Genomic DNA, 19,083 nt, shown 5'->3' on the forward strand with positions numbered 1-19,083 from the left:
AGGGCGGGGGGCAACGTCGGCGTGTCGATCAGCGGGTGGTGCCGGTCGTGCCGGTGGTGCCCGTGGTGCCGGTCGGCGGGTTGGTGGTGCCGCCACCATTGTTGTTGCCCGCGTCATCCTTGCTGCTGTCCGCAGCAACGCTGTACAGCACGCCGGCAGCGGCGATACCCAGGCCCACGGTAGCGACGGTGGTCAGGGTGCCGGTGGCGGCAGCGCCAGCAGCTTCAGCGCCAGCAACTTCAGCGCTGGTTTCGGCGGCGACAGGAGCTTCCTGAGCGAACACCGGCGAGGACAGGCCCAGCAGGGCCAGAGCGGCAATCATCTTCTTCATCTACGGGGTCTCCTACTCCGTGAGGGAAATTTTTCCACCGCTATGTTGGCTGCTATTCATTTGCCCTGTCAAGGAACGTGAAGGAAATGTGGGGTCGCCCTGGCGATTCTCAGAAGTGTTGGAAGATCTCAGCCCTGCCGGAGATGAGCTTTGCTAGTGCAATGACGAGTTGGTGCGTGTGGACGTCCGGCAAGGCGAGGGGCAGGACCATTCCCGCGAGCACGGCAGCGACAATAGCCATCGCAGGGGCACGACCGACGGGTGATGCGGCGTGCAGTGCCCAAGTGCTGCAGCTCAGCCCAAGAGCCAGTCCGGCAATGACTTCCGAAAGGCTATGGGCATGCAGCGGGATTCGTGACCAGGCAATGGCGGTGGCCAACAGCGCGCCGATTACCAGGCCGATCGCCCGTGCGCGCTTGCCGGGGCCGGCAAGCAGTACACCAACGACCGGATAGACGACACTGGACATCGCGGCATGCCCGGAGAAACCGGTGAAGTGCACGCTCTTGATGCCAATCCCCCAGCCCATGAAGGCCACCTTTGAGGCAAGCGTAACGCCGGCGGTGACGGCGATGGCCAGCAGCCATCGCCATTTCAGGCGTGCGTCTGCACGGGGCAGGGTGATCAGTAGCACCAGGGCCATCGGCAGCAGCCAGCGGCTGTCGCCGAGGGCGGAGAGGGTTCGCCAGACGTCGGACATCCAGTTCACAACGGGTTGCGGCGGGCCAGCATATCTACTCCGAGTGCCCTGCAGAACGCCCCGCGCTTGGTCCATTCAGCCAGACGAGGTATCCTTTCCCGCTGCCAATGGCCCCGTAGCTCAGCTGGATAGAGCGTCCCCCTCCTAAGGGGAAGGTCGCCCGTTCGAATCGGGCCGGGGTCACCATCTTCCGCAGGCGCATGGCAGCCGTACTCCGGGGCTCTACAACAATCCCAGCCCACCCAGCACCGCCTCCACCTCCTCGCGCTCACCGTCCCGCAGCCCCTGCAACGGCAACGGCAGGCAGTCCTCGCAGCACAGTCCCAGCAGTGCCGCCGCGCAGGCCATGACGCGAATCCCGCCGAACCGGTCGTACAGGGACCACAGCGGCGCCAGCCGGGCAGACAGGGCAATAGCACCCTCTTCATCGTCACTACCCACGGCCCGCATGATCTGCAGCGCAACCTCGGGGAACAGTCCGGCGGTCACCGAATACCAGCCGTCACACCCCGCCAGCAGCCCTCGCACCGCCGAGGCGTCACCACTGACGCCCAGCGTCACATGTGCGGGAACGCATGCACGGAGTGCAGCAACGCGGGCGGCCGCCTCGGCCGGATCATCAGCGAGGCGCGGAATCTTGATCGAAGCGATGTTGGGCAGCGCGGCGATCCGGCCATGCAAGGCATCGGAGAAGCGGAAGTGCGTGGTGCCTGGATTGTCGTAGACGCAGATCGGTGTACGCACCGCCGTACAAATGGTCTCAAACAGTGCTTGCACCTCATGGTCCTTCAGGGGCTGGTAAGACACGGGGGCGAGCAGCAGGCCTGCAGCACCTGCATCCTCGGCGTCCAGGGCCAGTTCCAGCACATCGCGGGTACGCAATGCACCGATGCCGGCGATCACCGGAACACCCCCGGCGTGCGCGAGTGCTTCGCGCAGCACGCGCTTGCGCTCGTGCTTCTCCAGATAGGCGTAGCTGCCAGTGGAGCCAAGCACGCCCATCGAATCAACATCGGAATCGGCCAGGCGCTCGACCAGTCCGGCAAACGCACGAAAGTCGATGCCGGCTTCAGAGAGCGGGGTCAGTGGAAACGCGCTGAGGCCTTTGAACATGGGATCTCCCGAAGGGGGAATGGGCTGGACACCTGGAATTTTTTATTGTCCTATGACAAAACTCAAGTGTCGCCATGCAGCGTGTCTAACCGCCACGAATGACGCACCATGCGGGTCATGAAACCAAGCCTTTGCGCCGTCCAGCCTTCCCACTACGCCACCATTGCCGATTGGCTTGATTCCGCCGAGGCCACCCAGCGCTGGGCGGGCCCCGGCGTGCCGTTTCCCTTGCCGCAGGAACGGTTCGCGCAGGTGCTCGAACTCGGGCTGCGGCCGGGCTGGGCGCTGCTTGACGAGCAGGGCCAGTGCCTGGGCTTTGGCCAGTACTGGATGACCGAAGCCGGTACCGCGCACCTGGGCCGCATCATTGTTTCCCCGCTGGCACGCGGGCGCGGCCTTGGCCGGGTGCTCATGCAGGCCTTGAGTGCACAGGCCATGCGCGAAGCCGGTGTGCAGCGCCTCACGTTGCGCGTCTATCGTGACAACGCAGCTGCCGTGGCCCTGTATCGCGACCTCGGCTTCCAGCAGGTTGACGCGTCCTCGACGCCGGAACTTCTGTTCATGCAGCGCACGTCGGCCTGAACTTCGCTCATGCTGGCAAGGTGGCCTGCAGGGCAAACCATTGCTCGCGGGTGATGCGGCTGATGTGCTCTGTGCGGTAGTCGCCGAGGAAGCTGTTGAACTTGTTCACTTCGGTATGGTGATGCTGGAAACCGCATTTGCTCTGTGCGCTGAGCGATTGCAGGTTGTCAGCGAAGTAGCCGCACCACAGTGCGTCCAGTTCCAGCTGCATGAAGGCGTGCCGCATCACTTCGCGCACCGCTTCGGGCACCAGTCCGCGGCCCCAGTACGGAACGCCGATCCAGTAGGCGATCTCACCCTCTCGATCGCTGATCTCGAAGTTGCTGTCGGTGCCGATCAGGATGCCGACACAGCCGATCGCATGGCCGTCCTCGCGGCTCTGCAGTGCGTAGACCTCTGGCCGGTTGAAGACGGTGCGGATGATTTCGGTACTTTCCTCAACGCTGGTGTGTACCGGCCAGCCGGCGATGGGGCCCACGCGCGGGTCGCGGGCGTACTCGTACAGATCGGCAGCGTCGGTGTCGCGCCAGGGGCGAAGGATCAAGCGTTCGGTGTGCAGCTGCATGTCAATTCCACGGGAACAAAGAGAGTGCACAGGCTAGGTCGCCAGGCGCGATCAGCCCAGAGCGGGACCTTGATGATTTCGGTACTTTTCACAACGGGTGGTCGAGCCCGGGTATGCTGGGGCCCGGAATACAGCCGGATCGGCCGATGGATCGCGTACCCCAGCTCCTGGACCAGGACGAATCCATGCGCCTGGAGGTCAGTACGCTGGCCGAAGGGCAGGGCGTCCCGTTGTCGTTCGGCCACGCTTATCTGGCGGTACTGGTATGCGTATCGGGGCGTGCGCGCTTTGCACTGAACTTCCGCGAGGTAGCGGTGCAGCGGCACGATGTGCTGGTGCTGGCAGAGGACACGCTGGCGCTGCTGCGGCAGCGCTCACGCGGCTTTCTGGCGGTGGTCTGCCTGATGCCCAAGGCGCTGGCATCGGAGGTGGCCTATGTGCTTCCCAATGCACTGTTCAAGTTCCTGCACGATCAGCCCCACTGCGTTCCGTCGCCGCTGGACGTGCCGCTGCTGCAGGGCTGGCTGCAGCAGTTGATGGATGCGCAGCACAATGGCGGCCGCTATCGTCACGTGATGCTGCGCAACCTGCTGCAGACGTTCTTCCTCAAATTCGCAACGCTGTTGCCGGCGCGCAGTGTGGCCGTGGCGCAGGTCAGCCGACGCGAGCGCTTGGCCTGGAACTTCTGGGAACTGGTCGGTGAGCGGAGCACGCGCCAGCGCGACGTGCAGTCCTATGCCGACGCGCTGTGCATCACCCCGTTCTATCTTTCGCAGCTGACCCGCGAGTGCTTCGACGAAACGCCTAAGGCGTTGATTGATCGCCAGGTGGTGCTGGAAATCAAGGCGCTGCTGACCTACAGCGAATTGCCGATCGGTCGCATCGCCGAGCGACTGTGCTTCGAGGATGCGTCCTACCTGTGCCGCTACTTCCGGCGGCACACCGGGCAGTCGCTGACCGGCTATCGCCGGGCAGGGCAGGGCGGTACTAGTGCGACACGAACAAGGGCGCCGGTACTTCGGCCAGCAGATCCTCGGTGACCCCGCCGAGCACACGCTCGACCACCCGGCTGCGGCTGTAGGGGCCCAGCACCAGCAGGTCGGCGTCGGCATCGAGCACGTGCTGGCGGATGGTCGCGGCAACGCCGCCCTGGCTTGAACTGATCGCCTGGATCTCTACTTCGACGCCGTGCCGCGCCAGGTGCTGGGCCATCTCGGCGCCAGGTGTGGCCTCGGCCTTGGGCGTGTCGACCATCAGCAGGTGCACCGCTTTTGCACGTGCGAGCAACGGCAGCGCATCGGCTACCGCACGGCGTGCCTGCTTGCTGGCATTCCAGGCCACCACGATGCGATGGCCGACCTGGTCGCCATGCCAATGCGGTGGTACCAGCAGCATCGGCACGCCGGTCTGGCGCAGCGTTCCCAGCGGGTGCCAGCCAGAAGGGGCGCCGGGAGTACGTGGATAGCCGGCGATGATCAGGTCGCAGTACAGCGACTGCAGGGCCAGGTCGGCGCCGCCCAGATAGTCCGAGACGATGCGCAGTTCGGTGCTGATCTGCAGCGGCTCGGACACGGCACGCAGGTTCTGCATCAGCTGCGCGGTGCAGGCGGCATCCGCGCGCGCCTCGTGGTCGAGTGCGGCGGCAATGCCGGCACCGCGTGCGAAACCGTTGGCGATGTCGGTGGGATGCTGGGCGGTGGAGACCGCGACCAGATGGGCCTGCTGTGCCTGCGCCAGATGGGCGGCGATGTTGAGAACGCGGTCCCCGGTGTCGCTGGCGTCGAACAGCACAGCGATATCGCGTAGTGGATGCAGCATGGCGTTGTCTCCTTCGATGCCTGTGACGCGTTCCCTGCCGTGCACCGACCCGGGTGCACCGGACGCATCCCTGTTTTAGCGCATCGGTGATCCGAATGAATCATCTTTGATTCAGTTTATTAATTGGTGATTCATGCTAGCGTGAGGGCGAACCCACACATCAGCGCTTTCATGCGACCTGCTGCAGCACGCACCCGCCGCGACCTGCCCCACGCGCTGGCGGCCACCCTGGTCAGCCATCCACGCTGCACTCTCAGCGAACTCGCGCGCGGGGCCGGTATCAGCCGCGCGACTCTGTACCGGTTTGCGCCCACCCGGGAGGCGATCGACGAGGCACTGTTCGCGGCCGGCTTCGAGCGCGTGGAAGCGGCGGCGGTCTGGTTCGATGAGGGCGGTGATGCGCGCCACGTGCTGGAGCAGGTCACCGCCACGCTGCTGGCGGACTGGGAGCTGGTAACGCTGCTGTTCGCGCGGATGATGGAAGAGCAGCAGCGCCAGGGTGACCTGCATCTGCTGCCGGAGCGCTGGGCGCCGATCGGTGAGCGCTTCGAGGCCTTCTTCCTGCGTGGTCAGGCGGCCGGAGAGTTCAATGTTGGTTTCACCGCAGTGTGGCTCGCGGACTTCTACTGGACCTGCTTCTACGGCATCACCTGGTCACTGGCGCGCGGTCGGCTGGCGCCGGCAGCGGCAGCCTCTACGCTGCTGGCTTCGTTCCAGCGGGGGGCGATGACGGGTTGACCGCAGGGCCCTGCTGCCGGGGCACCGTGGATTACGCCTGCTTCAACAACTGCACCAGCTGGCGCAGGCGGTACGGCTTGGGCAGGAATTCCACCTGTTCCGGCAGGGGCGGCAGCTGCGAGCGCGCATAACCGGACGACAGGATCATCCGCGCCTGCGGCTGTTCGCGCGCCACATGCTCGCTCAGTTCGATGCCGGACATGCCGTTGGGCATGCTGACGTCACTGAACACCACGTCGAAACGCGCTTCGCCCTTCAGCAGGGCGGCGGCCTCATGCGCATCGGCGGTCGTGGCCACGTCGATGCCGAGGTCGCGCAGGGCCAGGCCGATCATTTCACGCAGATCGGTCTGGTCTTCCACCATCAATACGCGGATCGGGTCATCGGTCATCGGCAGGGTCCTCCATTGCGGGGAGCAGCAGGCTGACCGTGGTGCCGACACCGGGCGTGGTGGACACGTCGACGAAGCCGCCGCTCTGGGTAGTGAATCCGAACACCTGGCTCAGGCCCAGGCCGCTGCCTTTGCCGATGTCCTTGGTGGTGAAGAACGGCTCGGTCGCCCGTTCGGCGATGTCGGCCGCCATCCCGTGGCCCTCATCGCAGACGCTGAGGGTGACATAGCCACGTTGCAGCGTGGAGTCCGCATCCGGATCGAGGCGATGTTCCAGCGCAGTGCCGATCAGGATGCGGCCGCCTTCAAGGGTAGCATCCGCGGCATTGGCGACCAGATTGGCCAGCGCCGTCTGCAGCTGCAGCGCATCGGTGTTGATCGCAGGCAGGCCGGGCGCCAGCTGGGCATCCAGCACCACCGTGGGCGGGCAGGCGCGTTGCAGGTCCGGCAGCCACTGCCGTATCAGCGCATTGATATCCAGTGGTTCGCGGATCAGGGTCTGGCCGGTGCTGAAGGCCAGCAGCTGGCGGGTCAGCAGCGCACCACGATCGGTCGCGGTCTGCGCCGCATCAAGCAGCTCGGCGGCGCGTGCATCGTCACCGTTCACGCGCAGGGACAGCAGGTCCAGGGCGTTGCCGATGGTGGTCAACAGATTGTTGAACTCGTGCGACAGCCCGCGGCTGAGGCGGCCGACGGTCTCGAACTGTTGGGTATTGCGCAGCGCACGCTGGGCATCACGCAGCAGCCGCTGTGCCTGCCACTGCTCGGTGATGTCGCGGGTGATCTTGACGAAGCCGAGCAGCTCGCCTGCTTCGACGACCGGCTCGATGACCACGCTGGCACGGAAAGACGAGCCATCGCGGCGCACCCGCCAGCCTTCACTGGCGACGTGACCGTGCTGCGCTGCGAGGCGGAGCAGGCGCTGCGGTTCCCCGGCTTCGCGATCGGCAGCCAGATAGAAACGGCCAAAGTGCGTGCCGACCACTTCACCGGCTGAATAGCCCTTGATGCGCTCCGCGCCCGGGTTCCAGCTGCAGACGATGCCATCAGGATCAAGCAGGTACAGCGCATGGTCGCGCACGCTGTCGATCAGCAGTCGCAGTTGGCGGGAAGGGTCCGTCAGCACGGACGTCGTAGAAGCAGCTGCGTCCACGTGGAAATGAGCATTACCCCTGGGAGGGACGTGAAGCTAGGCAGTGCAGTGTGAAGAGTGCGTGCAGGCGCGGCACGTGCCAATGGTCCTGTGCGGCTGAATACGACACGGAGTACCATCACCCACCCTTTGTGCTCTGGAACCGACCTGCATGCGTCCTGGTGCGACTACGCGTGACCGCTGGATCTGGATGACCTCCGCCGTACTGCTGGCAGCGACCATTGCGTTGGAACTGGTGGTTCCGCTGGGCTACGCCGTCTGGCTGGCGTACTTCCTCGCTGTCGGCGTCACGCTGTTCCAGCGCAGTGCACGCGCGCCGTTCATCGTGGCCGTCGTCGCCTGCATCCTGTTGATCATCGGCTACAACGTTGCCCCGGCCAGCTCCAACTCGGCGTTCTCGTTCGTCAACCGCAGCATTGGCGGGTGTGCGTTCCTGATGATCGCGCTGATCGTCTCCCGCGCCATCCAGGCGCGGCGCGAAGCGATGCGCGCGCTGTGGCTGCAGGAGGCCGAGAACGCGGTGGCGATGAGCCTGCGCGGTGACCTGGGTCCGGAGCAGATCGCCGAGGCGGCGGCAACCAGCCTGGGGGCCAAGCTGCAGGCCGACGTCGCCGCCGTCTACCGCCTGGAAGGCGGGCGACTGCAGCTGACCGGCGGCCTGGCGTTGCCGTCCGGTATGCCGGCGTCGCTGGCATTGCAGGAGGGCGTGGCCGGGCAGGTGGCACGCGACGAACGCATCCGCCACCTGCATGGGGGGGATGATGCGGTGCTTGAGCTGCAGACCAGCCTGGGGCGGTTGCCGGTGCGCGAGCGCATCCTGGCGCCGATCAGCAGCGATGGTGCGGTGGTGGGCATCATTGAACTGGGACGCACCCGCGCCGGCGAACAGGATCGACTCGATATCGAGCTGCTGGAGCGCTGTGCCGAGACCATCGGCATGGCGCTGCGTGCCTCGCTGTTGCGGCGCAATTGGTGGTGCTGCTGGAGGAATCGCAGCGCCAGGGCGAGGAGCTGCAGGCCCAGCAGGAAGAGCTGCGCGTGGCCAATGAGGAACTGGAAGAACAGAGCCGCAGCCTGCTGCAGTCGCAGAGCCATCTGGAAGAACAGCAGGCCGAGCTGGAGCAGAGCAACGTCCAGCTGGAAGAGCGCACCCACGAGCTGGAGGCGCAGAAGCAGGCACTGCTGGTCGCGCAGAGCCAGCTGGTGCGCAACAGCAACGAACTGGCCGCGACATCGCGCTACAAGTCCGAGTTCCTGGCCAACATGTCGCACGAGCTGCGCACGCCGCTGAACAGCTCGCTGATCCTGGCCAAGCTGCTGGCCGACAACAAGGACGGCACGCTCACCGAGGAACAGGTGAAGTATGCGCGTGCGATCCTGTCGTCCAACAACGATCTGCTGGCGCTGATCAACGACATCCTGGACCTGTCGCGCATCGAGGCCGGCCACGTCGAGCTGGCCGATGAAGTGGTGGTGACCGACAGCGTGCTGCAGCGCCTGCGCGAGACCTTCGAGCCGATGGTGCGGCAGAAGGGCCTGGCCCTGCAGATCGAGGCCGATGCGCTGGCGCCGAGCCAGCTGGTGGTCGACAGCCAGCGCCTGCAGCAGATCCTGAAGAACCTGCTGGCCAATGCGGTGAAGTTCACCGAGCATGGCAAGGTCAGCCTGCACGTGCGTGCGGGCGGTCAAGGACGCATCCGTTTCGAGGTCTGCGACAGCGGTATCGGCATTGCCCGCGAGCAGCTGCAGGTCATCTTCGAAGCCTTCCGCCAGGCCGATGGCAGCACCCGCCGCCGCTACGGTGGCACCGGCCTGGGCCTGTCGATCTCGCGCGATCTGGCCGAGCGCATGGGTGGCAGCATCCAGGTCGACAGTGAACCGGGTCGCGGCAGCTGCTTCATCCTGGAACTGCCGTTGCAGGGCGCGCCGGTTTCGGAACCGGGCGAAGTGCCTGCCGCCGCCTCAATAGCGCCTGCGCCGCAGCCTGCGCCGCCGATCGCTGCGCGCACCGCTGTCGCACCGACCGTTGCATCCGTGGCGCCCGTCACCGCCAGCGTGGCCGATGACCGCGGCCGTCGCCAACGCGCCGGCCGCTTGATCCTGGCCGTCGAGGACGACGCCACCTTCGCCGAAGCGCTGGTGGCCCTGGCCCATGAACTGGACTTCGACTGCGTGGTGGCCGGGACTGCCGAAGAGGCACTGACCCTGGCCAGCGAACTGCGCCCCAACGGCATCCTGCTCGATATCGGCCTGCCGGACGTGTCCGGCCTGAGCGTGCTGGAGCGCCTGAAGCGCAACCCCGATACCCGGCATATCCCGGTGCACGTGGTTTCGGCGATGGACCGCAGCCAGGTGGCGCGCGAGCTGGGTGCGATTGGTTTCGCGATCAAGCCGACCACGCGCGAGCGGCTGGTGACGGCCATCGAACAGCTGGAACAGACCAGCCAGCGCGACGTGCGGCGCCTGCTGATCGTCGAGGACGACAGCGAGCTGCGCCACAACCTGGAACTGTTGCTGGGCCGTGATCAGCTGCAGATCGTTGCAGTGGGAACGCTGGCCGGCGCGCTGGAGCAGCTCAGCACGGTTACCTTCGACTGCATGGTGATGGACCTGTCGCTGCCCGACGGCAGCGGCTACGACCTGCTCGAGCACATGGCCGGCAATGATGATGTCGGCTTCCCGCCGGTGATCGTCTATACCGGTCGCGCGCTCGGCCGCGAGGAAGAGCAGCGCCTGCGCCGCTATTCGAAGAGCATCATCATCAAGGGCGCGCGTTCGCCCGAACGCCTGCTGGATGAGGTCACCCTGTTCCTGCACAGCGTGGAAGCCAGCCTGCCCACCGACCAGCAGCGCCTGCTGCGCGAGGCCCGCCGTCGCGACACCGTGCTCGATGGCCGTACTGTTTTGCTGGCCGAGGATGACGTGCGCAACATCTTCGCGCTGTCCAGCGTGCTTGAGCCGCTGGGCGTGACGCTGGAGATCGCGCGCAACGGCCAGGAAGCGGTGGATCGCCTGGCTGAGCGCGAGGTCGACCTGGTGCTGATGGACATCATGATGCCGGAGAAGGACGGCCTGGCCGCGATGCGCGAGATCCGCGCGCAACGTCACCTGCAGGACCTGCCGATCATCGCGCTGACCGCCAAGGCCATGCCCGATGACCGCGAGCGTTGCCTGCAGGCCGGTGCCAACGACTACATCGCCAAGCCCATCGACGTCGACAAGCTGGTCTCGCTGTGCCGGGTCTGGTGCTCGCGGCAATGAACGAACAGGCGTTGTTCGACCTGGAACTGAAGGTCCTGCTGGAGGCGCTGTACCAGCGTTACCACTACGATTTCCGCAGCTATGCGGTGTCGTCGCTGCGCCGGCGCATGCGCCAGGCGATGCAGCGCTATGAGTGCGAACGGCTGGTCGACCTGCAGTACCGGCTGCTGCACGAGCCGGAGCTGTTCGCCCAGGCCATGCAGTTCTTCACCGTGCAGGTCTCGGAGATGTTCCGTGATCCCGCGTACTTCCGTGAACTGCGCGAGCAGGTGGTGCCGGTACTGCGCACCTATCCCTCGGTGAAGCTGTGGGTGGCCGGTTGCAGCACCGGTGAGGAAGTGTGGTCGCTGGCGATCCTCCTGCATGAGGAAGGCCTGCTTGATCGCAGCATCGTCTATGCCACCGACATCAATCCGGCCGCGCTGGCCACCGCCGAGGCGGGCGCGTATGGCATCGACCGGATGGCCCAGTTCAGCCGCAACTACCTGGCTGCCGGTGGCACGGCGTCGCTGTCCGACTACTACGCCACGGCCTACGACGGCGCGGTGTTCGACCGCCAGTTGCGTCGCAACGTGGTGTTCGCCGACCACAGCCTCGCCACCGATACCGTGTTCTCCGAAGTGCACCTGGTGTCGTGCCGCAACGTGCTGATCTATTTCAACCGCGACCTGCAGGACCGCGCTGTCGGTCTGTTCCGTGAGGCGCTGGTGCACCGGGGCTTCCTCGGTCTTGGCAGCAAGGAATCGCTGCAGTTCGGATGCCACCATGACGCCTTCGAGGTCTGTTCGCGCGAGCACCGCCTGTACCGGAAGGTGGCCTGATGGCGCTGCCGGCGCGTCCTGCCGTGCTGGTGATCGGCGCGTCTGCCGGTGGCGTGGCGGCCCTGCAGGCGGTACTCGGTGCGCTGCCGGCGACGCTGCAGGTGCCGGTACTGGCCGTGCTGCACCTGCCGCGTGACCGCACCAGCCGCATCGCCGAGGTGCTGGCGCCGTACTGCGCGCTGCCGGTGCGCGAAGCCGAAGACAAGCAGCCGTTGCAGCTGGGCACGGTGACGTTCGCGCCGCCGGATTACCACCTGCTGGTGGAGGACGAGGGGGCAGTGGCGTTGTCGGTGGATGCGCCGGTGCTGTTCTCCCGTCCGGCCATCGATCCGCTGTTCGACTCCGCTGCTGCGGTGTTCGGCAGGCGGGTATTGGCCCTGCTGCTGACCGGTGCCAGCAGTGATGGAAGCGAGGGCGTTGCCGCCGTGCGCCGTGCCGGTGGCCGTGCCTGGCTGCAATGTCCCGAGGAAGCCGAAGCGTCGATGATGCCGGCCTCCGCCCTGCAGTACGCCGGCGCCGATGCCGTGCTGCCCCTTGAACTGATGTGTCGTCGCCTGAAGGAGTTGTTTGCATGAACCTGCTGCCACCGGACCCTGCGCAGTCGCAGTCCCCGGTCAACCTGCTGATCGTCGATGACGTACCGCAGAACCTGGTGGCCATGCAGGCGCTGCTGCAGCGCGAGGGCGTGAATCTGCTGCTGGCCGGCTCCGGCGCGCAGGCGCTGGAGCTGCTGCTCGAGCACGAGGTGGCACTGGCCCTGCTGGACGTGCACATGCCGGAGATCGATGGCTTCACCCTGGCCGAACTGATGCGCGGTTCGCATCGCAGCCGCGACGTGCCGATCATCTTCCTGACCGCCTCCCCGGATGATCCCCTGCGCGTGTTCAAGGGCTACGAGAGCGGTGCGGTCGATTTCCTGCACAAGCCGGTAGCGCCGCAGGTGATCCTGAGCAAGGTCAACGTCTTCATCGAGCTGTACCAGCAGCGGCAGCTGCTGAAGGCGCGCAACGAGGCGCTGGAACGCGCGCTCAAGCTCAACGAAACAATGGCGGCGGTGCTGACCCACGACCTGCGCACGCCGCTGTCGGCGATCCTGCTGTGCAGTGACAAGCTGGCGATGGAGATCCCGCAGGACAATGCGGGCGCGCAGCAGACCCTGCAGTACCTGGAGGCCAGCACCCTGCGCATGGCACGCATGGTCGAACAGCTGCTGGACTTCTCACGGATCCGCAGCGGCGGCCTGCGCCTGCAGGCCAGTGCCTGCGATCTGGCCGACGTGACCCGCGCGGTGGTGGCCGAAGCGGGCAGCGCGCATGGCGCGGACCGGATCCATCTGGACATGCACGGCGATACGCGGCTGCAGGGCGATCTGGACCGTCTCGGCCAGGTTGCCGCCAATCTGGTCGGCAACGCGCTCACCCACGGCAGCGAGGCGAGGGTGGAGGTGGACGGGCGCGATCCGCGCAGCGTGCTGCTGCGGGTCAGCAATGCCGGCCGGATCGACGACGCGCTGCTGCCGCGGCTGTTCGAACCGTTCAAGGCCAGCTTCCACCAGAGCAAGGGCCTGGGGCTGGGCCTGTATATCGTCGATCAGTTCGTGCGCGCGCACGGAGGGCGCATCGCAGCGCGCAACGAGGCCGGGCAGGTGGTGTTCGAAGCCCTGCTGCCGAGACGCGCAGAAGGGCTGCCTGCAGCGGCAAACTGAATTCTTCAGGAAACATCCACGGGCACTGAGACGGACTCGTCCGCAACTGCTACCGTGGGTGTACATCTTGTCAAGGAAGCACCATGCCACTGCGTGCCATCGCCTACGTCAGCCAGGCGTTGCCGGATCTTTCCGCTGAACGGTTGCAGGCGCTGGTCGACGATGCCGCCCGCTTCAACAAGATGGCGGGCGTGACCGGTGTGCTGCTGCATGACGGCGGGCGATTCCTGCAGTACATCGAGGGGCCGCCGGACGGTATCGATTCGGTGTACGAGCGCATCCTGCAGGCCGGCAGCCATGTCGACATCATCGAGCTGGCGCGCGGCCGCCTGGGCCAGCGTCAGTTTCCGTACTGGTCGATGCGCGCGTTGCCGGTGGATGCAACGCTGCTGCGCCAGCTGTCTTCCAGCGACTGGTCGGGGTTCACCCGTTCCCTGCAGGGCGACCGATCGGCCCCCACGCCGGTGGACCTGCTCGACCAGGTGGTGCAGCCGGCGCTGAATGCCGGTTGAGATTCAGCGCGAGGCACTGCCGCAGTAGGCGGCATGCAGCGCCCGCAGCACGCCCAGTGCAGGTCCTTCCAGCACGCGGTAGTGGATGGCCTGCGCTTCGCGACGCGTCGCGACGATAGCCAGTTGGCGCAGCACCGCCAGATGCTGTGACAGCGCTGATGCGCTGAGTCCGGTCAGTGCCTGCAGTTCCGGCACCGGTGCCTCACCTTCGACCAGGCGGCACAGCACGCGCAGCCGCGCAGGATGGGCCAGGCTCTTAAGCAGCGTTGCAGCCTCGGCGGCGTGTTCGGCCATGGCGGCGCTGTCGAGCGGGGTGCGGGCCATGGTTGACCTTTTTGTTTAGAAGTGTCTAATTTAGATAAATCTAAATCAAAGGGCAATCCCATGAGCGGCGCAAAAGAGGGCAGGGCATGAACCTGCCATGGACTGCGGTGGCTGGCGGTGCGCTGATCGGCGCCGCCGCGGTGTTGCTGCTCGCCACTGTCGGGCGCGTGGCGGGTATCAGCGGGATCGCTGCGGGCAGCCTGCGTGCAGCGAAAGGTGAGCGCGGCTGGCGCTGGGCATTCCTGCTGGGGCTGCTCGCAGCAGCGGGGATGGCGCTATGGTGGCAGTCGCTGCCCGAAGCCTCGCCACGCGTGCTGCTACGCAATGCCTTGCCCGCCTGGCAGTTGATCGGCGCCGGCCTGCTGGTGGGCTTCGGCACGCGCCTGGGCAGTGGTTGTACCAGTGGTCATGGCGTCTGTGGCATGGCCCGCGGCTCGAAGCGCTCGCTGCTGGCAGTGCTGGTGTTCATGGCCTGCGCGATGCTGACCACCTTCCTGGTCCGTCACGGCGGAGGCCTGGCATGAGTCGCGCGGTCATGGCCGCCGCGGTGGCGGGTGCGCTGTTTGGCGCGGGACTGGCGCTCTCGGGGATGACCGACGCGCGTCGCGTGCTCGGCTTCCTCGATGTGGCCGGTGATTTTGATCCGACGTTGATGTGGGTGCTGGGCTCGGCACTGCTGGTCAGTGCCGTCGGGCAGCGCTGGGTACTGCGACGCGCGCAGCCGTGGTTCGCGCTGCGCTTCCAGCTACCCAGTGCGCGTGATGTCGATGCTCGCCTGCTGCTGGGTGCTGCACTGTTCGGTATCGGCTGGGGATGGGCTGGTTACTGCCCCGGACCGGCCATCGCCGGGCTGGCTGTCGCATCGCGTGAAGCGCTGTGGTTCGTGCCTGCCATGGTGGTGGGCTTCTGGCTGCACGATCGCTTCGTGCGCTGAGGCTTCACCCCTGTGTCACCATGGATCGGGTCAGATCGACGGACCACGGGGAAAGGAGCGTAACGACATGGCACGGATGAAGTGGAAGGGAAAGGCAATGCTGGCCATGGCGCTGGCATCTGCGATCACGCCGGCACTGGCCTGCACGCGTGCGGTGTATCGGGGCGACAACGGCGATGTGATCACCGCGCGCTCGATGGACTGGAAGGTCGATGTGGCGACCAACCTCTACGTGTTGCCGCGTGGCATCGCACGCACCGGCCTGGCCGGTCCGAAATCGCTGGCCTGGACTGCGCGCTACGGCAGCGTGGTGGCCACCGGCTACGACGTGTCGACCACCGATGGCATGAACGAGAAGGGGCTGGTGGCCAACCTGCTGTGGCTGGTGGAATCGGAGTATCCGCAGCAGCGTGGCAACAAGCCGGGACTGGCGATCTCGCTGTGGGCGCAGTATGTGCTGGACAATTTCGCCACCGTGGACGAGGCGGTCGCGGCGCTCAAGCGTGAGCCGTACTCGATCGTCACCGACAAGGTGCCGGGCGAAGACCGCCAGGCGACGCTGCACCTGTCGCTGTCCGATGCCACCGGCGACAGCGCCATCGTCGAGTACATCGGCGGTCGCCAGGTGATTCACCATGACCGCCGCTATCAGGTGATGACCAACTCGCCGATCTTCGAGCAGCAGCTGGCCCTCAACAGTTACTGGCAGCAGATCGGTGGCACGGTGATGCTGCCGGGCACCAACCGCTCCGCCGATCGTTTCGCGGCGCCTCGTTCTACATCAACGCCATTCCCAAGGCCGAAGACCCGGTGGAGGCGCTGGCCAGTGTGTTCAGCGTGATCCGCAATGCGTCGGTGCCGTATGGCATCACCACGCCGGGTGAGCCGAACATCTCATCCACGCGCTGGCGCACGGTGGCTGATCACAAGCGGCGGCTGTACTTCTTCGAGTCGGCGTTGACCCCGAACACCTTCTGGGTCGATCTGAACAAGGTCGATTTCGGCGGCCAGGTGCTCAAGCTCGATCTTGGCAAGGACCAGCGCAATACCTTTGCCGGCGATGCACTGGGCCAGTTCGTGCCCAGCGCACCGTTCACCTTCCTGGGCGTCGACGGTTAGTTCGATGCCTGGTTGGAGGCCGGGTAGACCGCCTGGATCGCGCAGCTGCCGCGGGTGTACTGCGGCAGCGGGGCGATGCTTTCACCGCGCAGATCGTCTGTCTCGAACTCGGCAGTCATGATCCGATCGCCGGGATTGCCACAGATCAGGCCGTTCTGCAGGCCCGAGTGGAAGCTCAGCTGCGGCGCTCGGTCGAGCTGGCGGCAGTGGCTGCCGAGTTCGACCCGGTAGTAGCGGTGGCCGCCATTGCGGCGAGGATTGGTCTCCACCAGCATGCCCTGCGGGTCGGACGACCACGCGCGGACGTTGCGGGTGGCAAAGCAGTACGACGGTGAGCCGCCGAAGCTGCGGCGGATTTCCTTGCGCTCGCGGATGGTCACGGCGGGCAGGGTGGCCGTGCGCAGGCGGTCGCTGTCGCGGGCGACGCTGGCGTAGTCGCGATCCTGCAGCGGGGTGACCGCACTGACGGCGCAGCGGCGGCCGTCGACCACGACGCGTTCGCTGGGGCGACCACAGGCCCAGCCGGCAGGTGCTTCCAGCTTCAGCGAGGTAGCACCGCGGACGCCGGGGCAATCCTCGCTGAAGTCGATGCGATAGGCCTGTCCGGAGGCGGCGCGCAGTGCGATCGAGCGCGGTGATGCCTGCTCCACTTCCTGCACGCCGACCGCGTCCATGCAGTGCGGGGCCGGGGGCGTACGCTCCTGTGCGGAGACCGAAGCTGCAAGCGCCAGGCCGAGGCTGCTGGCGAGCACCAGTGACACCTGCCGATGGGCCATGTCCTGCACTCCCTGCGTTGGATGACGGCTCGACTATAGCAGCGGTTTGCACGGCCGTTGCTACACGCGCACACTGCGCGGATGGGCGCCATCTTCCATCTGCGGCACTACGGCCAGGCCACCGGCCTGGACCGCCATGACTACGCGCAGTGGGTGCTGCCGCTGCAGGGCGAACTGCACTTCGAGATGGAAGGCCGCGGTGGTCGCCTCGACCTGCTGCAGGGGGTTTTCGTTGCGGCCGGCGAAGCGCATGACCAGATGGCCGATGGTCCGAACGGTTTCGTGATCGTCGATTGTCCTCCCGGCGTGCTTGATGACGGCACGCAGGAGCATCTGTGCCGGCAGCGCTGGCTGCACCTGCCGCATGCGCTGCGACAACGCCTGGCGGGCGTGCAGGACGGGCAGCCGATGCCGGCCCTGCTGCCGCAGCTGCTGCAGGTATTTGCACCGGCCGGCAGTGGCGCGCATGCAGGGACTGTGTGCGGCAGTGCAGGCCGATCCGGGCCAGGCGTGGCCGGTGGCGCGCATGGCCGCGTCTGTCGGGGTCAGCGAGAGCCGGTTGCACGCGCTGTTCCAGCGTGAGTTCGGGCTCAGCCCGCAGGCATGGTTCAGTACATGCCGGTTGCGCTGGGCCAAGCACCAGCTGCGCACCAGCACGGCGCCGATCAGTGATATCGCGCTGGCCGCAGGCTATTCCGAGCAGAGCGCACTGACCCGCGCGCTGCGCCGTGAGTGTGGGCAGACCCCCGCCGCGTGGCGCAGGAACGCCGGACTGTAGCGTCGAGCCATGCTCGACGGCTTCTGCACCGGCCACCTCGCGAACGGCAGTCGAGCATGGCTCGACGCTACAAAGGCGGGAGGGCAGTAGCCTCGGTCAAGAGCGCCCAGCGGCCAGCGCTTACACTGCGCGGCCTGTTCTCTCCCCCCGAAGAACCCGAATGCGCAACAACCCGATGGCCCTGGGCATCGCCAATGGCGTTGCCGCCGGCGCGCTGTGGGGCGTGGTCTTCCTCGCGCCCGCCGTGCTGCAGTCGTTCAATGCCCTGCAACTGTCGGCCGGCCGCTATCTGGTCTACGGTCTGATCGCTGTAGCCCTGCTGCTGCCGCGCTGGAAGCGGCTGGCACCACGGCTGGGCCGCGCCGAGTGGATCGGCCTGTTGTGGCTGAGCCTGGCCGGGAACCTGGTGTACTTCCTGCTGCTGGCGACGGCGGTGCAGTGGGCCGGCGGTGCGGCGGCGTCCTTGATCGTCGGCCTGATTCCGGTGGTAGTGACCCTGGTCGGTGTGCGCGAGCAGGGCGCGGTGCCGCTGAAGCAGCTGCTGCCGGCACTGGGCCTGTGCGTGCTGGGCGTGGCACTGGTTGGCTGGGAAGCAGTGATGTCTGAGCACCTCGCGACACCGTGGCGGCAGCGCCTGATCGGCCTGCTGTGCGCGTTCGGCGCGCTGTTCTCGTGGGCGTTGTACTCGATCGGCAACAGCCGCTGGCTGGCGCGCCGACCGGATCTGTCCAGCCACGACTGGTCGCTGCTGACTGGCGTCACCACCGGCGGCCTGGCTCTACTGCTGGTGCCGATGGCCTTCATCGGCCACACCGGCGGGCACACGGCGGCGCAGTGGAGTGGTTTCTGGGCGATCAGCGCAGGTGTGGCGGTGGTCGCCTCGATCCTTGGCAATGCGTTCTGGAACCGTGCCAGCCGCCTGCTGCCGCTGACCCTGACCGGCCAGATGATCGTGTTCGAGACCCTGTTCGCGTTGCTCTACGCATTCGCCTGGCAGCAGCGCTGGCCCTCCCTGCTCGAAGCGCTGGCGATCGTGTTCCTGGTGGCCGGCGTGATGCTGTGCGCGCATGCGCATCGCACGCCCCGCGCGATCGCCGAACATGCCGGCTGAATGCGGCCGTCAAGCATACTGATGGCCGCTTTGTCTCAGATGCAACCAAATGCCGGCACGTTGGCCGATGATCGCGGCAACGACTTTTTGCACCGCAGCACTTGACAGCGGCCCGGCGCACGGTGTTTTCTGTGCGTCATGGTTCTTGATGCCGCCCACGCCAGCCTGATCGCCCCCGCTACTGCGGGCCGTTCGACTGCGCCGGTCGCCACCACCACCATTACCACCACCACCGTCACCACTGCCCTGGTGCGGCCCGTCGTCTTCGTGTAACTCCCGAAAACCACGGCCCCGCACCATACAGGTGGCGGGGAAACTCGACACCTGCATGCGACGGGGCCTCCTACCGAG

20 protein-coding genes, 1 tRNA gene and 3 pseudogenes are annotated in these 19,083 nt (G+C 66.4%); 14 read left to right on the plus strand and 10 right to left on the minus strand.

The genetic code is table 11. The features are described from left to right. Positions 1-28: 28 nt before the first annotated feature. Both ACZK2V_RS09605 and ACZK2V_RS09610 read right to left on the minus strand, forming a co-directional pair. Positions 29-331 (minus strand): hypothetical protein, encoded by a 303-nt coding sequence (locus ACZK2V_RS09605; RefSeq protein WP_423174732.1) that lies wholly within the window; start codon positions 329-331, stop codon positions 29-31. Between the two features lie 109 nt (positions 332-440). Further along, complete coding sequence (locus ACZK2V_RS09610) at positions 441-1,031, minus strand: phosphatase PAP2 family protein (RefSeq protein WP_486323199.1); 591 nt, start codon at positions 1,029-1,031, stop codon at positions 441-443. A 109-nt stretch (positions 1,032-1,140) separates the two neighbouring features. Here ACZK2V_RS09610 and ACZK2V_RS09615 point away from each other — a divergent pair. Beyond that, positions 1,141-1,217, plus strand: a tRNA-Arg gene (locus ACZK2V_RS09615). A 36-nt stretch (positions 1,218-1,253) separates the two neighbouring features. Here ACZK2V_RS09615 and ACZK2V_RS09620 read toward each other — a convergent pair. Next, positions 1,254-2,144 (minus strand): dihydrodipicolinate synthase family protein, encoded by an 891-nt coding sequence (locus ACZK2V_RS09620; protein ID WP_486323200.1) that lies wholly within the window; start codon positions 2,142-2,144, stop codon positions 1,254-1,256. Between the two features lie 117 nt (positions 2,145-2,261). Here ACZK2V_RS09620 and ACZK2V_RS09625 point away from each other — a divergent pair, with 117 nt between their 5' ends. Then, a complete protein-coding gene (locus ACZK2V_RS09625) occupies positions 2,262-2,726 on the plus strand; it encodes a GNAT family N-acetyltransferase (RefSeq protein ID WP_486323201.1) in 465 nt (154 codons plus the stop codon). A gap of 7 nt (positions 2,727-2,733) precedes the next feature. Here the strand turns inward: ACZK2V_RS09625 and ACZK2V_RS09630 are convergent, their stop codons facing one another. Next, complete coding sequence (locus ACZK2V_RS09630) at positions 2,734-3,291, minus strand: GNAT family N-acetyltransferase (RefSeq protein WP_132809997.1); 558 nt, start codon at positions 3,289-3,291, stop codon at positions 2,734-2,736. A gap of 146 nt (positions 3,292-3,437) precedes the next feature. On the opposite strand from ACZK2V_RS09630, the gene ACZK2V_RS09635 reads away from it, so the two are divergent. Then, a complete protein-coding gene (locus ACZK2V_RS09635) occupies positions 3,438-4,331 on the plus strand; it encodes a helix-turn-helix domain-containing protein (RefSeq protein WP_049421337.1) in 894 nt (297 codons plus the stop codon). On the opposite strand, the gene ACZK2V_RS09640 is transcribed toward ACZK2V_RS09635, so the two are convergent. Continuing rightward, on the minus strand, positions 4,279-5,109 hold the full coding sequence (locus ACZK2V_RS09640) for a universal stress protein (RefSeq protein WP_032127431.1): 831 nt from the start codon (positions 5,107-5,109) through the stop codon (positions 4,279-4,281). The two genes, ACZK2V_RS09635 and ACZK2V_RS09640, sit on opposite strands and share 53 nt — an antisense overlap. Before the next feature lie 171 nt (positions 5,110-5,280). Here ACZK2V_RS09640 and ACZK2V_RS09645 point away from each other — a divergent pair, with 171 nt between their 5' ends. Beyond that, a complete protein-coding gene (locus ACZK2V_RS09645) occupies positions 5,281-5,847 on the plus strand; it encodes a TetR/AcrR family transcriptional regulator (protein ID WP_071228897.1) in 567 nt (188 codons plus the stop codon). 31 nt (positions 5,848-5,878) lie between these two features. On the opposite strand, the gene ACZK2V_RS09650 is transcribed toward ACZK2V_RS09645, so the two are convergent. Beyond that, positions 5,879-6,238, minus strand: coding sequence for a response regulator (locus ACZK2V_RS09650; RefSeq protein WP_010482617.1), 360 nt, complete (start codon positions 6,236-6,238; stop codon positions 5,879-5,881). Then, entirely contained in the window at positions 6,228-7,391 is a 1,164-nt protein-coding gene (locus ACZK2V_RS09655; RefSeq protein WP_423162771.1) for a two-component system sensor histidine kinase NtrB, read from the minus strand. The genes ACZK2V_RS09650 and ACZK2V_RS09655 overlap by 11 nt, the downstream gene beginning before the upstream one ends. A gap of 151 nt (positions 7,392-7,542) precedes the next feature. Between ACZK2V_RS09655 and ACZK2V_RS09660 the strand changes: the two are divergent. The 5 genes and pseudogenes from ACZK2V_RS09660 (at position 7,543) to ACZK2V_RS09680 (ending at position 13,690) form a co-directional block, all read left to right on the plus strand. Then, positions 7,543-10,652: pseudogene (locus tag ACZK2V_RS09660) on the plus strand (response regulator). Continuing rightward, positions 10,649-11,473: a CheR family methyltransferase gene (locus ACZK2V_RS09665; protein ID WP_032127427.1), complete on the plus strand. Its 825-nt coding sequence runs from the start codon at positions 10,649-10,651 to the stop codon at positions 11,471-11,473. The pseudogene ACZK2V_RS09660 and the gene ACZK2V_RS09665 overlap by 4 nt, the downstream one beginning before the upstream one ends. After that, the gene (locus ACZK2V_RS09670) at positions 11,473-12,048 is read left to right on the plus strand and encodes a chemotaxis protein CheB (RefSeq protein ID WP_032127501.1); all 576 of its coding nucleotides are present in this window, start codon (positions 11,473-11,475) and stop codon (positions 12,046-12,048) included. Before ACZK2V_RS09665 ends, ACZK2V_RS09670 begins: the two co-directional genes overlap by 1 nt. Then, positions 12,045-13,178: a hybrid sensor histidine kinase/response regulator gene (locus tag ACZK2V_RS09675; RefSeq protein WP_032127426.1), complete on the plus strand. Its 1,134-nt coding sequence runs from the start codon at positions 12,045-12,047 to the stop codon at positions 13,176-13,178. The genes ACZK2V_RS09670 and ACZK2V_RS09675 overlap by 4 nt, the downstream gene beginning before the upstream one ends. Before the next feature lie 83 nt (positions 13,179-13,261). Then, positions 13,262-13,690 (plus strand): BLUF domain-containing protein, encoded by a 429-nt coding sequence (locus ACZK2V_RS09680; protein ID WP_486323202.1) that lies wholly within the window; start codon positions 13,262-13,264, stop codon positions 13,688-13,690. Between the two features lie 3 nt (positions 13,691-13,693). On the opposite strand, the gene ACZK2V_RS09685 is transcribed toward ACZK2V_RS09680, so the two are convergent. After that, complete coding sequence (locus ACZK2V_RS09685; RefSeq protein WP_486323203.1) at positions 13,694-14,014, minus strand: ArsR/SmtB family transcription factor; 321 nt, start codon at positions 14,012-14,014, stop codon at positions 13,694-13,696. 86 nt (positions 14,015-14,100) lie between these two features. Between ACZK2V_RS09685 and ACZK2V_RS09690 the strand changes: the two genes are divergently transcribed. The 3 genes and pseudogenes from ACZK2V_RS09690 (at position 14,101) to ACZK2V_RS09700 (ending at position 16,067) form a co-directional block, all read left to right on the plus strand. After that, positions 14,101-14,538, plus strand: coding sequence for a YeeE/YedE family protein (locus ACZK2V_RS09690; RefSeq protein ID WP_071228892.1), 438 nt, complete (start codon positions 14,101-14,103; stop codon positions 14,536-14,538). Continuing rightward, the gene (locus ACZK2V_RS09695) at positions 14,535-14,948 is read left to right on the plus strand and encodes a DUF6691 family protein (protein ID WP_248860424.1); all 414 of its coding nucleotides are present in this window, start codon (positions 14,535-14,537) and stop codon (positions 14,946-14,948) included. The genes ACZK2V_RS09690 and ACZK2V_RS09695 overlap by 4 nt, the downstream gene beginning before the upstream one ends. Before the next feature lie 67 nt (positions 14,949-15,015). Then, positions 15,016-16,067, plus strand: a pseudogene (locus ACZK2V_RS09700) (linear amide C-N hydrolase). Here ACZK2V_RS09700 and ACZK2V_RS09705 read toward each other — a convergent pair. Continuing rightward, the gene (locus ACZK2V_RS09705; protein ID WP_486323204.1) at positions 16,064-16,843 is read right to left on the minus strand and encodes a DUF6491 family protein; all 780 of its coding nucleotides are present in this window, start codon (positions 16,841-16,843) and stop codon (positions 16,064-16,066) included. The pseudogene ACZK2V_RS09700 and the gene ACZK2V_RS09705 sit on opposite strands and share 4 nt — an antisense overlap. An 81-nt stretch (positions 16,844-16,924) precedes the next feature. On the opposite strand from ACZK2V_RS09705, the pseudogene ACZK2V_RS09710 reads away from it, so the two are divergent. Both ACZK2V_RS09710 and ACZK2V_RS09715 read left to right on the plus strand, forming a co-directional pair. Next, positions 16,925-17,621, plus strand: a pseudogene (locus ACZK2V_RS09710) (helix-turn-helix domain-containing protein). 160 nt (positions 17,622-17,781) lie between these two features. Next, the gene (locus ACZK2V_RS09715; RefSeq protein ID WP_486323205.1) at positions 17,782-18,732 is read left to right on the plus strand and encodes a DMT family transporter; all 951 of its coding nucleotides are present in this window, start codon (positions 17,782-17,784) and stop codon (positions 18,730-18,732) included. 9 nt (positions 18,733-18,741) lie between these two features. On the opposite strand, the gene ACZK2V_RS09720 is transcribed toward ACZK2V_RS09715, so the two are convergent. Further along, positions 18,742-19,062, minus strand: coding sequence for a hypothetical protein (locus ACZK2V_RS09720; protein ID WP_162489745.1), 321 nt, complete (start codon positions 19,060-19,062; stop codon positions 18,742-18,744). Between the last annotated feature and the right edge of the window lie 21 nt (positions 19,063-19,083).

Source organism: Stenotrophomonas sp. 93052_Sma, assembly GCF_056481145.1.

Coding starts and splice junctions, on each gene's coding strand:
- ACZK2V_RS09605 (WP_423174732.1), bottom strand. CDS start 331: ATGAAGAAGATGATTGCCGCTCTGGCCCTGCTGGGCCTGTCCTCGCCG.
- ACZK2V_RS09610 (WP_486323199.1), bottom strand. CDS start 1,031: ATGTCCGACGTCTGGCGAACCCTCTCCGCCCTCGGCGACAGCCGCTGG.
- ACZK2V_RS09620 (WP_486323200.1), bottom strand. CDS start 2,144: ATGTTCAAAGGCCTCAGCGCGTTTCCACTGACCCCGCTCTCTGAAGCC.
- ACZK2V_RS09625 (WP_486323201.1), top strand. CDS start 2,262: ATGAAACCAAGCCTTTGCGCCGTCCAGCCTTCCCACTACGCCACCATT.
- ACZK2V_RS09630 (WP_132809997.1), bottom strand. CDS start 3,291: ATGCAGCTGCACACCGAACGCTTGATCCTTCGCCCCTGGCGCGACACC.
- ACZK2V_RS09635 (WP_049421337.1), top strand. CDS start 3,438: ATGGATCGCGTACCCCAGCTCCTGGACCAGGACGAATCCATGCGCCTG.
- ACZK2V_RS09640 (WP_032127431.1), bottom strand. CDS start 5,109: ATGCTGCATCCACTACGCGATATCGCTGTGCTGTTCGACGCCAGCGAC.
- ACZK2V_RS09645 (WP_071228897.1), top strand. CDS start 5,281: ATGCGACCTGCTGCAGCACGCACCCGCCGCGACCTGCCCCACGCGCTG.
- ACZK2V_RS09650 (WP_010482617.1), bottom strand. CDS start 6,238: ATGACCGATGACCCGATCCGCGTATTGATGGTGGAAGACCAGACCGAT.
- ACZK2V_RS09665 (WP_032127427.1), top strand. CDS start 10,649: ATGAACGAACAGGCGTTGTTCGACCTGGAACTGAAGGTCCTGCTGGAG.
- ACZK2V_RS09670 (WP_032127501.1), top strand. CDS start 11,473: ATGGCGCTGCCGGCGCGTCCTGCCGTGCTGGTGATCGGCGCGTCTGCC.
- ACZK2V_RS09675 (WP_032127426.1), top strand. CDS start 12,045: ATGAACCTGCTGCCACCGGACCCTGCGCAGTCGCAGTCCCCGGTCAAC.
- ACZK2V_RS09680 (WP_486323202.1), top strand. CDS start 13,262: ATGCCACTGCGTGCCATCGCCTACGTCAGCCAGGCGTTGCCGGATCTT.
- ACZK2V_RS09685 (WP_486323203.1), bottom strand. CDS start 14,014: ATGGCCCGCACCCCGCTCGACAGCGCCGCCATGGCCGAACACGCCGCC.
- ACZK2V_RS09690 (WP_071228892.1), top strand. CDS start 14,101: ATGAACCTGCCATGGACTGCGGTGGCTGGCGGTGCGCTGATCGGCGCC.
- ACZK2V_RS09695 (WP_248860424.1), top strand. CDS start 14,535: ATGAGTCGCGCGGTCATGGCCGCCGCGGTGGCGGGTGCGCTGTTTGGC.
- ACZK2V_RS09705 (WP_486323204.1), bottom strand. CDS start 16,843: ATGGCCCATCGGCAGGTGTCACTGGTGCTCGCCAGCAGCCTCGGCCTG.
- ACZK2V_RS09715 (WP_486323205.1), top strand. CDS start 17,782: ATGCGCAACAACCCGATGGCCCTGGGCATCGCCAATGGCGTTGCCGCC.
- ACZK2V_RS09720 (WP_162489745.1), bottom strand. CDS start 19,062: ATGCAGGTGTCGAGTTTCCCCGCCACCTGTATGGTGCGGGGCCGTGGT.